Raw genomic sequence first — 14244 nt, forward strand, 5'->3', positions numbered from 1 at the left:
CCGAGGCCACGGTGGTTGCCACGTCCGGGTTGATCGAGGCAGGGCAGGTGCTGCACATCGGCAAACCGGTGGGCAATGCCAGTGTTTATCTGCTTGATGAGCAGCAGCGGCCGGTGCCACTGGGGGTGATGGGCGAGTTGTACGTTGGCGGTGCTGGCGTCGCCCGTGGCTATTTGAACCGCCCGGAACTGACCGCCGAGCGCTTTTTGCGCGACCCGTTCAGCCCTATGCCGAACGCGCGTATGTATCGCACCGGTGACCTCGCACGCTGGCGCGAGGACGGTACGCTGGAATACCTGGGGCGCAATGACGATCAAGTGAAAATCCGTGGCGTGCGCATCGAACTCGGCGAAATCGAGACATGCCTTAATCAGTTGCCGGGGATTCAGGACGCCGTGCTGCTGGCCCGTGAAGACCAACCCGGTCAGCCGCGACTGGTGGCGTATTTCACCGAAACCACGCAAGGCGAGTCGCTGAACGTCGGCGAGCTGCGTGCGCATCTGCTGGCGCAACTGCCGGAATACATGGTGCCGGGCGCTTTTGTGCGGCTTGACGCCTTACCGCTGACGGCCAACGGCAAAGTCGACCGCAAGGCGTTGCCGAAACCGGATCTGGCCGCGTTGTTCACCCGCGACTACGCCGCGCCGCAGGGCGAGACCGAAACCACGCTGGCGCAGATTTGGGCCGAGGTGCTGCAGGTCGAACGGGTAGGGCGCCATGATCATTTCTTCGAACTCGGCGGGCATTCGTTGTTGGCGATGCGCATGGTTGCGCAGGTCCGACAACGGTTGGGGCTCGAACTGGCGTTGGCGGATCTGTTCGCCAATGCCGAACTGGCGGCGGTCGCCGAGTGCCTGGCGGGTGCCGAGCGCAGCGCCCAGCCGTCGATTGTCCCGGTAACGCGCGACGGCACCTTGTCCTTCGCTCAGCAACGCCTGTGGTTCCTGGCGCAAATGGCGGGCGGCAACTCGGCGTACAACATCCCCATCGCCCTGCGCCTGCGCGGTGACCTCGACGTCTATGCACTGCAAGCAGCGCTGGCGCGCATCGTGGCCCGCCACGAAACCCTGCGCAGCCGTTTCATCCCCCACGACGACACCGCGCAGGTGTCGATTGCCCCGGTCGATAACGGTTTGCTGTTGCGCGTAGAAGATCTGCGCCAACAGCCGCACGCCGAACACACCTTGCAGCGGTTGATGACCCAGGAAACTTCGACCGCGTTTGATCTGCAGAACGATTCGCTGATTCGTGGACAGTTGCTGCGTCTGGCCGACAACCACCATGTGCTGCTGTTGACCGTGCATCACATCGTCGCTGACGGTTGGTCAATGGGCGTGCTGACCCGCGAGTTGAAGGCGTTGTATCAGGCGTTCAGCCAGGGTCAGCCCGATCCGCTGCCGGCGCTGACGCTGCAATATGGCGACTATGCCGCGTGGCAACGACGCTGGCTCAGCGGTGCAGTGCTGCAACGGCAAAGCGAATACTGGCAACAAGCCCTCGACGGTGCGCCGGCGCTGTTGACGCTGCCCACCGATCGTCCGCGCCCGGCGCAACAGGACTATGCCGGCAGCCACCTCGAAGTCGTGCTGGACCCAAACCTGAGCGCCGGACTCAAAACCCTGAGCCAGCGCCATGGCGTGACCTTGTTCATGACCCTGACAAGTGCCTGGGCACTGCTGATGAGTCGCCTGTCCGGACAAGCCGATGTGGTGGTCGGCGCGCCCGTGGCCAACCGCTCCCGCGCGGAAATCGAAGGCTTGATCGGCATGTTCGTCAACACCCTGGCGCTGCGCATCGATACCTCGGGCGCGCCGAACGTCGAAGCGCTGCTGGCGCGGGTCAAGGCGCGGACACTGGAGGCGCAGGCACATCAGGATCTGCCGTTCGAGCAGGTGGTGGAAATCACCCGGCCGGTGCGCAGCCTGGCCCATAGCCCGTTGTTCCAGACCTCGCTGAGCTGGGACAGCAGCGTCGGCCCGCAACTGGCGCTGGGCGAGTTGGCGCTGGAAGGCGTCGCAGCGCCGGACGATGTCGCCAAGTTCGACCTGACGCTGACCCTGGGCGAGGTCAACGGCGTGATTCGCGGCTCGCTGAACTACGCCACGGCGTTGTTCGACGAATCGACCATCCGCCGCTTTGTCGGTTACTTCCAGCGTCTGTTGCAGGCGATGGTCAGCGATGATCACGCAGTCCTCGAGCAGGTGCCGTTATTGGCGGCAGAGGAGCGTCAGCGCTTGCTCGTCGAGTTCAACGCCACCGCGCGCGATTACCCGCAGACCCTGACCGTGCACGGGATTTTCCAGCAACAAGCGGCGGCGCATCCAAAGGCTGTGGCGGCGGTACATGGCGCGCAAGCGCTGAGTTATTTCGAACTGAACGCGCAGGCTAACCGTCTGGCTCATCATCTGATCGGCCAAGGCGTGCAACCGGGGGATCATGTGGCGATCCTGCTGCCACGTTCGCTGGAGCTACTGGTGGCACAACTGGCGATTGCCAAGTGCGCGGCGGCCTATGTGCCGCTGGACATCCATGCGCCGAGCGAACGTCAGGCGTTCATGGTCGAGGATTGCCGGGCGGCCGCGCTGCTGACCCTCAGCGGCGAAGTCATCGATTACGCCGCGTCGCGTATCGATCTGGACAGGCTGAAACTCAGCGATCAACCCACGCATAACCCTAATCTTGTGCAGTCTTCGGAGTCGCTGGCGTACATCATGTACACCTCCGGTTCCACCGGCACGCCGAAGGGCGTGATGGTGCCGCACCGTGGCATCGGCCGTTTGGTGCTCAACAACGGTTACGCCGATTTCAATGCGCAGGATCGCGTGGTGTTCGCCTCGAACCCGGCGTTCGACGCCAGCACCATGGACATCTGGGGGCCGCTGCTCAACGGTGGTCGCGTGGTGATCATCGACCATCAGACCCTGCTTGATCCGCAGGCCTTTGGCCGCGAACTGAGTGCCACTGGCGCGACAATCCTGTTCGTCACCACCGCGCTGTTCAACCAGTACGTGCAGTTGATTCCGCAGGCGCTCAAAGGCCTGCGCATTCTGCTTTGCGGTGGCGAGCGCGGGGATCCGGCGGCGTTCCGTACGCTGCTGGCCGAGGCGCCGCAACTGCGCATCGTGCATTGCTACGGCCCGACCGAAACCACCACTTACGCCACGACGTTCGAAGTGCAAGCGGTGGCGGAAAACGCCGAGAGCGTGCCGATTGGCGGGCCGATTTCCAACACCCAGGTGTATGTGCTCGATGCGCACCAGCAACCCGTGCCGATGGGCGTGACCGGCGAGCTGTATATCGGCGGACAGGGCGTGGCGCTGGGTTACCTGAACCGCGCGGATCTGACTGCCGAGAAATTCTTGCGCGATCCGTTCAGCGATAAACCCGGTGCGTTGCTGTATCGCACCGGCGACCTCGCGCGCTGGCTGGCACCGGGGCAACTCGATTGCATCGGGCGCAACGACGATCAGGTGAAAATCCGCGGCTTCCGCATCGAACTGGGAGAAATCGAAAACCGTTTGCTCAACTGCGCAGGAATCAAGGAAGCCGTAGTGCTGGCACGCCGCGACGCCCAGGAGGCCCCGCGTCTGGTCGCCTATTACACCGCGCACGCAGGGCAACTCGACAGCGTTGAGCTGCACGCTCAACTGTCGGCGCGCTTGCCGGAGTACATGGTGCCGACGGCGTGGGTGCAACTGGAGGCATTGCCGCTGAACAACAACGGCAAGATCGACCGCAAGGCGCTGCCGGCGCCGACACAGGCCGCCATGCTCAGCCGGGTCTATGTGGCGCCGGTCACGGCGCTGGAGGAAAACCTGGCGCGCATCTGGGCCGGGTTGTTGCCGGTTGAGCAGGTGGGCCGACACGACAACTTCTTCGAGTTGGGCGGGCATTCGTTATTGGCGATGCGCATGCTGTCGCAGGTCCGCCAACAGCTGGACGTCGAGCTGACCCTGGCCGAACTGTTCGCCAATCCAGAGTTGGCGGCCGTGGCGCAAGTGTTGAGCCGGGCCGCGCGCAGCACGTTACCGGAGATTGTGCCGGCAGCGCGTGATCAAGCGCTGCCGCTGTCGTTCGCGCAACAGCGCCTGTGGTTCCTCGCGCAAATGGACGGTGGCAACACGGCGTACAACATTCCGCTGGGCCTGCGTTTGCGCGGGCGGCTGGATGAAGACGCGCTGCAACGGGCACTGGCGCGCATTGTCGAGCGCCACGAAACCCTGCGCAGTCGCTTCACTCAGGTCGACGACCAAGCGCAGGTGCTGATCTTGCCGGCCGATACGGGTCTGTTGCTGTCAGTTGAAGATTTGCGCCAGCACCCACAGGCCGACAACGCCTTGCGTGGGCTGATCGAGGAGCAAGCCAGTGCACCGTTCAATCTTGCTCGCGATTCGCTGATTCGCGGACGTCTGGTGCGTCTGGCCGACGATCACCATGTGCTGTTGCTGACCCTGCATCACATCGTCTCCGACGGCTGGTCGATGGGCGTGCTGACCCGTGAGCTGGCGGCGTTGTATCAGGCTTTCAGCCAGGACCAGCAAGATCCGCTGCCAGCGCTGGCGCTGCAGTACAGCGATTACGCGGTGTGGCAACGCCGTTGGCTCAGCGGTGAGGTTTTGCAACAGCAGAGCGATTACTGGCAGCAGAACCTCGCTGGTGCGCCGGCATTGCTCACGCTGCCGACCGATCGCCCGCGTCCGGCACAACAGGACTTTGCCGGCAGCCATGTCGACGTGGTGCTGGGCGCGCCGCTGAGTCGCGGACTGAAAGCGCTTTGCCAACGTCGCGCTGTCACGCCTTACATGGTGATCCTCAGCGCCTGGGCAATGCTGCTCAGTCGCCTGTCCGGGCAGACCGACGTGGTCATCGGCTCACCAGTGGCCAACCGCACCCGCGCCGAGATCGAAGGCTTGATCGGTATGTTCGTCAACACCCTGGCCCTGCGTATCGACACGTCGGGCGGGTTGAGCGGCGAAGCGTTGCTGGCGCGGGTCAAGGCGCAGACTTTGGCGGCGCAGGCGCATCAGGATCTGCCGTTCGAGCACGTGGTGGACATCAGCAAACCGCTGCGCAGTCTGGCCCACAGTGCGTTGTTCCAGACCCTGCTGAGCTGGGACAACAATGACGGCCCGAGCCTGCAGCTCGGCGACCTGACGCTGGAAGGCGTGGCGGGGGAAAGCCACTTCGTGAAGTTCGACCTGTCGCTGAGTCTCGGCGATAGCGCCGAGGGCGTTCGCGGTTCGCTGCGTTATGCCACGGCGTTGTTCGATGAATCGACGGTGCGCCGTTTCGTCGGCTACTTCCAGCGCTTGCTGGCGGCGCTGGTGAGCGATGAGCAAACGCTGCTGGAGCAGGTGCCGTTACTGGCGCAGGACGAACGTCAGCGTTTGCTGAGCGATTTCAATGCCAGCGAAGTCGATTGCTCGCTGGAACAGCCATTGCACTGTTTGTTTGAAGCGCAGGTGCGGATTAAGCCCGAGGCCATAGCCGTGCAGTCCGAAGCCGGGTGCCTCACCTATCGCCAACTCAATACGCGGGCCAATCAACTGGCGCATCACTTGCGCGAACACGGTGTGCAACCGGATTCACGGGTGGCGATCTGCGTTGAGCGCGGGCTGGATCTGCTGGTCGGTCTGCTGGGCATTCTCAAGGCGGGCGGGGCGTATGTGCCGCTGGATCCGGGGTACCCGGCGGAACGTCTGGCCTACATGCTCAAGGACAGCGCGCCGGTCGCGCTGCTGGTGCAAGCGTCGACGCGTTCGCTGTTCGACTCGCCTGCAACGACCTTGATCGACCTCGATCGAGGTCATTGGCAACAGCTGCCTGATCATGATTTGCAGGTGCCGGGCCTGAGCGCCTCGAACCTCGCCTACATGATCTACACCTCCGGCTCCACCGGCCTGCCGAAAGGCGTGATGATCGAGCATCGCAGCGCCTGCAACATGGTGCATTGGGGGTCGCAGATCAGCGCGCCGACCGAGCACGGTGCGTTGCTGCAAAAGGCCCCGTTCAGCTTCGACAGCTCGGTGTGGGAGATCTTCTGGCCGCTGTGTTCCGGCCTGCGTCTGGTATTGGCGCGGCCAGATGGCAACCGCGATTCGGCGTATGTGGTGCAGGCGATCCGTGAGCACAACGTAACGGTGGTCAAGTTCGTGCCGGCGCTGCTGCAGGACTTCATCGAGCAGGCCGATGTCAGCCAGTGCACCAGCCTGACCGATGTGCTCAACGGTGGCGGCGAACTCAGTGCGGCGCTGGCGCGGCAAGTGCGCGATCGCCTGCCGTGGGTGCGTTTGCACAACGTGTACGGCCCGACCGAAACCACGGTCGACAGCAGCGGCTGGACGCTTGAACCGGATCAGCCGGTGCCGCACAGCGTGGTGCCGATTGGCCAGGCGCTGAGCAACACGCGCTTGTACGTCCTCGATGCTTACGATCAACCGGTACCGCAAGGTGTCAGCGGCCAGTTGCACATTGGCGGCGTGGGTGTGGCGCGCGGGTATCACGGCTTGCCGCAGATGCAGGCCGAGCGTTTCATCGACAGCCCGTTCGTGGCCGGTGACCGGCTGTACCGCACCGGCGATCTGGCGCGCTACAACACCGACGGCGATCTGGAATTCCTCGGGCGCAATGACTTCCAGATCAAGCTGCGCGGCTTGCGTCTGGAGCCGGGTGAAATCGAAGCGCGACTGATCGAGCATCCGGCGCTCCGCGAAGCGGTGGTGATGGTGCGCGAAGAGCGTCTGGTCGCCTGGTACACCGTGCGCGCCGGGGTGCAAGCGCCAGGCCTGGAGGTCCTGCGCGCGCATGTGCTGGAGCGTTTACCGGAGTACATGGTGCCCGGCGCCTTCGTCTTGCTCGACGCATTGCCGCTGACCCCCAACGACAAGGTCGATCGCAAGGCCTTGCCGGAGCCGGGTGCAGACGCGGTGATCAACCGGCCTTATGTGGCGCCGCAAGGCGAGGTGGAAACCGCGATGGCACGGATTTGGGCGGACGTGCTTGGCGTCGAGCAGGTCGGGCGTCACGACAACTTCTTCGAATTGGGCGGGCATTCGTTGCTCGCGGTGCGGCTGGTCAATCTGCTGCAACGCGGCGCAATGCAGGTGTCCCTGGCCGAGCTGTTCCAACACCCGACCATCGAGTCGACGGCGGCGTTGCTCGCTCAGGACGAAATGGCCGGACTGCCGGAAGGGCTGGTCGTGGTGCGTGCCGGGGAGCGTGGCACTCCGCTGTTCCTGGTGCATGAATTCAGCGGCCGCGACGTGTATTTCCCGACACTTGCGCAGCATATTGGCGGTGAGTTTGCGATTTACGGCCTGCCCGGCGTGCCGCTGGGCCAGCCACAGTTGCGCACGATCGAATGCATGGCCACGCGGATGGCCGGGATCATCCGATCAGTACAGCCACACGGGCCGTATCGTCTGGCGGGCTGGTCGTTCGGCGGGGTACTGGCCCATGAGGTCGCCCAGCAATTGCTGGGTCAGGATCAAGCAGTGGAGTTCATCGGCCTGCTCGACAGCTACGCGCCCAACTCACTGGCTCAGGACAAGGCGATGTGGAGCGGCAAGGATCTCGACAAGCGCCAGTTGCTCGGGCATTGCCGGGGGCGTGCGCTGATGCTCGGTGCCGATGGCGCCGCCGCGTTGGCGGCGGTCGAGGCTCTGGAAGCCGAAATGGACCCGTTGGATTTCCACGCGTTGTTCCAGCGTTGCCAGGTGCAGCAACTGACCGATCCGGAACTGGCCACGGTCAGCGCAGCGGATGCCTGGCATTACTTTGATCGCGAAGCGGCGCATCGTCTGGCCTTGGCGCATTACCGGGTCAGCCCGGCGAGCCAGACGATTCATCTGTTCCGCGCTCAGGGGCTGATGGACGGGCAGTCTTCGCCAAGCCCGACACGCGGTTGGGAGGAGCGCTTCGACAGTCGTCTGTTGCAGTGCATCGATATCCCCGGGGATCACCGCAGCATGATGAAAAACCCGCATATTCAGGCGTTGGGGCAGGCCATCACTCAGGCACTTGAGGCGGTAGTCGCGCCCGCCACGGCGGTGTATCAGCCGTTGCTGACGATCCAGAGCGGACACGTGGGGCATGCGCCGATTTTCTGCGTGCCGGGGGCGGGCGACAGTGTCACCGGGTTCATTCATCTGACCGAAGCGATTGGCCCGGAATGGCCGATCATCGGCCTGCAACCGCGCGGGCTGGACGGCAGCAGTGTGCCGCACAGTCAGGTCGAGGCCGCTGCTGCGTTCTACCTGCAAGCCATCGCGCAGGTTTACCCGCAAGGCCCGGTGCACCTGATCGGCCATTCCTTTGGCGGGTGGGTGGCGCATGCCATGGCGGCGCAGTTGCAAGCGGCCGGGCGCGAGGTGGCGTCGTTGACGTTGATCGACAGCGAAGCGCCGGGCGGCAACGGCACGGCGGGCAAACCGTACACCGGCACGGCGGCACTGGAACGCTTGATCGACACCCTGCAACTGTCCAGTGGCAAGTCCCTGGAGATCGATCCGCAGGTGTTCGCCGACGCTGATGACGCTACGCAAATGCGCCTGCTGCATGCCGGGATGGTGCACGCCGGCGTGCTGTCGGAGCGCGCCGCGCCGGATGCGATGCACGGCCCGGTGCGCACCTTCGCCACGGCGCTGCGCACGGTCTATCAACCGCAATTGGCCTACACCGGGCCGGTGCGGCTGGCGCTGGTCGATGACCCGACGCTGGATGCGTGGGGCAATCAGCGCGAGCAAGCGGCAATGGTCGAAGGCTGGCAGCGCCACGTTGCGGATCTGGCGGTGTGGTACGGGCCGGGCAACCACTTCACGATTCTCAAGGCGCCCAACGTCTTCAGTCTCGCAGCGTGGTGGCATGACGGCCTGAAAGTGCCGGCCGGCCAAGTGCTGTCCTGATTGTTGTTTATCTACCAGAGTCCGGCCGCTGGCCGGGCTCACCCCTGAACGGACTTGTGGTCATTTATGGAAAAGTCGAAGTTGCGCAAAGTCGGTATGGGATTGGCGTTGGTGGCAGTGGCGGGATTGGCGTTCTACGCGGTGCAGGCACCGGCCGAGGCGCCGCAGTACCTGACTGCCCCGGTGGAACGCAGTGATATTGAAAACGCCGTACTCGCCACCGGATTGCTCGAAGGCATCAAGCAAGTGGATGTCGGTGCGCAAGTGTCGGGGCAATTGAAGTCGCTCAAGGTCAAGGTCGGCGACAAGGTGAAGAAAGGGCAGTGGCTGGCGGAAATCGATCCGCTGGTGTTGCAGAACACCCTGCGTCAGGCCCAGGTCGATGAAGAAAACCTGCAAGCGCAAAAACGCGCTACCCAGGCTCAGCTCAGGCAGACCAAAGCGATTTACGAGCGCTACAAGAACTTGCAGGACGATGCGTCGATCTCGCGCCAGGATTTTGAAACCGCCGAGTCGGATTATCAGGTGCAACAGGCCAATCTGATGTCGCTGGATGCGCAGATCAAAAGTGCACACATCCAGATCGACACCGCCAAGGTCAATCTCGCCTACACGCGCATCGTCGCGCCGATCGACGGCGATGTGGTCGGCGTAGTGACTCAGGAAGGCCAGACCGTGATCGCCAACCAACTGGCGCCGATCCTGCTGAAGCTGGCGGATCTGGACACCATGACGGTCAAGGCGCAGGTGTCCGAAGCCGATGTGATTCATATCGCTCCGGGGCAGGAGGTGTACTTCACCATTCTTGGCGAGGACAAGCGTTATTACGGCAAGCTGCGCGGCACCGAACCGGCGCCGCAGAACTTTCTCGAAACCCCGCCCGCCGGCACACCGAAGCAGAACAGCGCGGTGTTCTACAACGCCTTGTTCGAGGTGCCCAATCCCGACCATCGCCTGCGCATCTCGATGACAGCGCAGGTGCGCATTGTCCTCGACACCGCCAAGTCGGTGCTGACCGTGCCGGTGGCGGCGCTCGGGCCGCGCAATGCCGATGGCAGTTTTCCGGTGCGGGTGCTCGACGCCAAGGGCCACGCGCAGTCCCGTAATGTGCAGACCGGGATCAACAACAACGTCAAAGTGCAGATCAACGCTGGCCTGACGGAAGGCGATCGCGTGGTGATCGGTGATCCGCTGACCAATGTGGCGGGGGCCTGAGCATGACGGAACCACTGTTACAGCTCACCGGTATCACCCGCAGTTTCACCGCCGGTGACCGCGAATTTCTCGCGCTGAAGAACATCAATCTGACGATCAATGCCGGGGAAATGGTGGCGATTATTGGCGCTTCCGGCTCCGGCAAATCCACCTTGATGAACATCCTCGGTTGCCTCGATTACGCCACCGCCGGCAGTTACAAGATCAACGGCCAGGAAACCCGCGATCTGGACAATCAGGCGCTGGCCGAACTGCGTCGTGATTACTTTGGTTTCATCTTCCAGCGTTACCACTTGCTGCCGCATTTGAGCGCGATGCACAACGTCGAGATGCCAGCGATTTACGCCGGTACGCCACAGCTTCAGCGCCATGCCCGCGCCCGTGAGTTGTTGGCGCGGTTGGGTCTGGAAGGGCATTTGACGCATCGGCCGAGTCAGCTCTCCGGCGGTCAGCAGCAGCGCGTGAGTATCGCCCGGGCCTTGATGAACGGCGGCGAAGTGATCCTCGCCGACGAACCGACCGGCGCCCTCGACACGGCCAGCGGCAAGGAGGTGATGCGCATCCTCCTGGAGTTGCACGCGGCGGGGCACACGGTGATTCTGGTCACCCACGACCCGAAAGTCGCGGCCAACGCCGAGCGCATCATCGAAGTCAGCGACGGCGAAATCCTCAGCGACCGCGTGAACGAACGCGACACCACACAGCTGCTCAACGAAGAACCGGTGGTCCCGAAAGCCACCGCCTCACGACGCCTGGTGGCCAGCCTCGGGTTGTTCAAAGAGGCGTTCGCCATGGCCTGGGTGGCGTTGATTTCCCATCGCATGCGCACCTTGCTGACCATGCTCGGCATCGTCATCGGCATCACCTCGGTGGTGTCGATTTCCGCGGTTGGGGAGGGCGCGAAGAACTACGTGCTCAAGGACATTGCCGCGATTGGCAGCAACACCATCGATGTCTATCCCGGCAGCAGTTACGGCGACAAACGTGCAGCGGCCATCGAAACCCTGACGCCTGCTGATGTCACCGCGCTGAATCAGCTGTATTACGTCGACAGCGCCACGCCGATGATCGGCCGCAGCCTGTTGCTGCGTTATCGCAATATCGACCTGGATGCGCAGGTCAACGGCGTCAGCGACCAGTACTTCAAGGTGCGCGGGATCAAGATGGCCGCCGGTATCCCGTTCAGCGAAAACGATGCACGGCGCCAGGCACAGGTGGTGGTCATCGATCACAACACCCGTCAGCGTTTGTTCGGGCAGGACGTCGATCCGTTGGGCCAGGTAATCCTGATCGGCAACTTGCCGTGCACGGTGATCGGTGTGGCCGCCGAAGATAAAAGCCTGTTTGCCTCGGGCAAGACCCTCAACGTCTGGGTGCCCTACGAAACAGCGGCCGGGCGGGTGTTGGGCCAGCGTTATCTGGACAGCATCAGCGTGCGCATGAAGGACGGCCAGCCGAGCAAAATCGTGGAAGAGCACGTCACCCAACTGTTGCTGCAACGCCACGGCACCAAGGACTTCTTCACCAACAACCTCGACAGCGTCCTGCAGACCGTGCAGAAAACCAGCCGTTCGCTGGCGTTGTTGCTGTCACTGATTGCGGTGATTTCGTTGGTGGTCGGCGGTATCGGGGTGATGAACATCATGCTGGTGTCGGTGACCGAACGGACCCGCGAGATCGGCATTCGCATGGCGGTTGGCGCGCGGCAGTCGGACATTCGTCAGCAATTTCTGGTGGAGGCGGTGATGGTCTGCCTGTTGGGCGGGGCGATCGGTATTTCCCTGTCGTATGCGATCGGTCACCTGTTTTCGGTGTTTATCAAGGAATGGGAGATGGTGTTTTCGCTGGCGTCGGTGCTGACGGCGGTGGTGTGCTCGACGCTGATTGGCGTTGTGTTCGGGTTTGTCCCGGCGCGCAATGCTTCGCGGCTTGATCCGATTGAGGCGTTGGCGCGGGATTAAGAGCTCACCCTCACCCTAGCCCTCTCCCGGAGGGAGAGGGGACTGACCGCGGTGTTTGCTGGAGATACACCGACGTGAAATACCGAGTCGAACTCAGGTTTTGAAGCGCACAAAGATCGGCTCCCTTTCCCCCTCGCCCCTTGGGGGAGAGGGGACTGACCGTGGTGTTTGCTGGAGATACACCGACGTGAAATACCGAGTCGAACTCAGGTTTTGAAGCGCACAAAGATCGGCTCCCTTTCCCCCTCGCCCCTTGGGGGGAGAGGGGACTGACCGTGGTGTTTGCTGGAGATATACCGACGTGAAATACCGAGTCGAACTCAGGTTTTGAAGCGCACAAAGATCGGCTCCCTTTCCCCCTCGCCCCCTTGGGGGAGAGGGCTGGGGTGAGGGGGTAGCGATCCAGAGCCGTGCCCAGAACTCACGTTTGTCACGCCGCACTCGATGCCGACGCCTCCAGCGGTGAATACATCCAGCGCATCAACGAATGCCGCCCGCTGATGCCCAGTTTGATCGCCGCCCGTTTCAGATAACTTTCCACGGTGTTGACCTTCAACGCCAATTGTTCCGCCAGTTCCGGCGCCGTGCGGCCGGCGAGCAGGCCGACGCACACTTCGGTTTCGCGGTTCGACAGGCTCAGCCCCAGTTGTTCCAGACGCTCGTCAAAGCGCAGGCGCAAGGTTTCCAGGCCGCTGCCTTCGGCGGCTTCGGACGGGGTTTGCGGTTCAAGGGTGGCCGGTTGCAGGGCGGTGATGTGTTTTTCCACCATCGGCAGCAGCACCGGGGAGATGTCCTGCAACAGGCTGCGCTCCTGCGCGGAAAAGCGCTGCGACTCGCCGTTGCGGTACACCGAAATCACGTAGCGGTAGCCGTCCTTGCGCCGGGTCAGGTGCAGTTGCGAGGCGTCCGCGCTGGTCGCGGCCGGCGGACTTTGTAAGTGGTGGGCCGCCGCACTGTGTTCGGAAAACACCGTTTCGGCGAGCAGGGCCGGCTCTTTCAGCGGCTCCGGCTCATTGCGGCTCGACGCGCGGCCCACCGGTTCGACACGCATCTGCCGGATGTGCGTGGCGTCTACCGCCAGTTGCGTCAGGATCAGGTCATGCAGCATGCGCGGAAAATGCCGGCTACCGGTGCTGGCGATGACCTTGCCGATGTGGGGGAACAAGTGTGAATTCATGTGCGTGTCATCCCTGAGAGGCGTTCATTCAAAAAACGTCTGCAGCACCGTCGACGATCTCCTTGGTCGACGAAACACCGCAGACTTGGATCCTATCCTAGTACAACGTTTGAGCGACGGTTTAATGAAGGTGTTATTAGCTAATAACCGCGACTCTGCTGGCTTCAAAGCGGGAAGACGAACAGTACTGGTTATGGATTGTCCTGTTCCGGTTGACGGTTAAACACGTTTCAGCCGATTTATCCCTTCTCGATGCGTCAGTAACCTGTACACAACTTGAACGCAACAACAACTTTCCAACATCGAAAAGGGACGCCCACCATGACCACTCCAACCTACAACCGCCTGAACAAAGACGACGCCATCGTGCTGCTGGTAGACCACCAGACCGGCCTGATTTCTCTGGTGCAGGATTTCTCGCCAAACGAGTTCAAGAACAACGTGCTGGCCCTGGCCGATCTGGCCAAGTTCTTCGAACTCCCGACCATCCTCACCACCAGTTTCGAACAAGGCCCGAACGGCCCGCTGGTGCCGGAGTTGAAAGAGATGTTCCCGGATGCGCCGTACATCGCCCGTCCAGGCCAGATCAACGCTTGGGACAACGAAGATTTCGTCAAGGCGATCAAAGCTACCGGGCGCAAGCAGATCATCATTGCCGGTGTGGTCACGGATGTCTGCGTCGCGTTCCCGACCTTGTCGGCGCTGGCGGAAGGCTTTGATGTGTTTGTGGTCACCGACGCGTCCGGCACCTTCAACACCACTGTGCAACAGGCAGCGTGGAGCCGCATGACTCAGGCTGGCGCACAGATGATGAATTGGTTCTCGGTGGCCTGTGAGTTGCATCGCGACTGGCGCAACGACATTGAAGGCTTGGGTAATCTGCTGTCGCAGCGTATCCCCAACTACCGCAACCTGATGAACAGCTACTCGGCGCTGACCGCTCAGCAGAAGTAAGCCTGCGCGACCCAAAACAGAAAGCCTGCTTTGA

At 62.6% G+C, this 14244-nt stretch carries 5 protein-coding genes (1 of these 5 running past the window's edge); 4 read left to right on the top strand and 1 reads right to left on the bottom strand.

From position 1 onward, the window contains the following. The 3 genes from ACM6IV_RS06930 to ACM6IV_RS06940 form a co-directional block, all read left to right on the top strand. Positions 1 to 8903, top strand: partial view of a non-ribosomal peptide synthase/polyketide synthase gene (locus ACM6IV_RS06930; protein ID WP_414869290.1) — the final stretch only. Its footprint begins 8926 nt before the window's first position; only the last 8903 of its 17829 coding nucleotides appear in the window; its start codon lies beyond the left edge, outside the window; it ends in the stop codon at positions 8901 to 8903. A gap of 66 nt (positions 8904 to 8969) precedes the next feature. Then, positions 8970 to 10118: a macrolide transporter subunit MacA gene (gene macA, locus ACM6IV_RS06935; protein WP_414869291.1), complete on the top strand. Its 1149-nt coding sequence runs from the start codon at positions 8970 to 8972 to the stop codon at positions 10116 to 10118. A gap of 2 nt (positions 10119 to 10120) precedes the next feature. Further along, positions 10121 to 12079: a MacB family efflux pump subunit gene (locus ACM6IV_RS06940; RefSeq protein WP_414869292.1), complete on the top strand. Its 1959-nt coding sequence runs from the start codon at positions 10121 to 10123 to the stop codon at positions 12077 to 12079. Between the two features lie 430 nt (positions 12080 to 12509). Here ACM6IV_RS06940 and ACM6IV_RS06945 read toward each other — a convergent pair whose 3' ends face one another. Then, positions 12510 to 13256, bottom strand: coding sequence for a response regulator transcription factor (locus ACM6IV_RS06945; RefSeq protein ID WP_414869293.1), 747 nt, complete (start codon positions 13254 to 13256; stop codon positions 12510 to 12512). Positions 13257 to 13577: 321 nt separating this feature from the next. Between ACM6IV_RS06945 and ycaC the strand changes: the two genes are divergently transcribed. Continuing rightward, the gene (gene ycaC / locus ACM6IV_RS06950) at positions 13578 to 14210 is read left to right on the top strand and encodes an isochorismate family cysteine hydrolase YcaC (RefSeq protein WP_007916011.1); all 633 of its coding nucleotides are present in this window, start codon (positions 13578 to 13580) and stop codon (positions 14208 to 14210) included. The last annotated feature ends 34 nt before the right edge of the window (positions 14211 to 14244 follow it).

Origin of the sequence: Pseudomonas sp. IT-347P (assembly GCF_949768005.1) — a bacterium.
GTDB lineage: Bacteria > Pseudomonadota > Gammaproteobacteria > Pseudomonadales > Pseudomonadaceae > Aquipseudomonas.

What these genes read in the sequence shown, in the direction of transcription:
- macA (WP_414869291.1), top strand. Translation starts at nt 8,970, where the DNA reads ATGGAAAAGTCGAAGTTGCGCAAAGTCGGTATGGGATTGGCGTTGGTG.
- ACM6IV_RS06940 (WP_414869292.1), top strand. Translation starts at nt 10,121, where the DNA reads ATGACGGAACCACTGTTACAGCTCACCGGTATCACCCGCAGTTTCACC.
- ACM6IV_RS06945 (WP_414869293.1), bottom strand. Translation starts at nt 13,256, where the DNA reads ATGAATTCACACTTGTTCCCCCACATCGGCAAGGTCATCGCCAGCACC.
- ycaC (WP_007916011.1), top strand. Translation starts at nt 13,578, where the DNA reads ATGACCACTCCAACCTACAACCGCCTGAACAAAGACGACGCCATCGTG.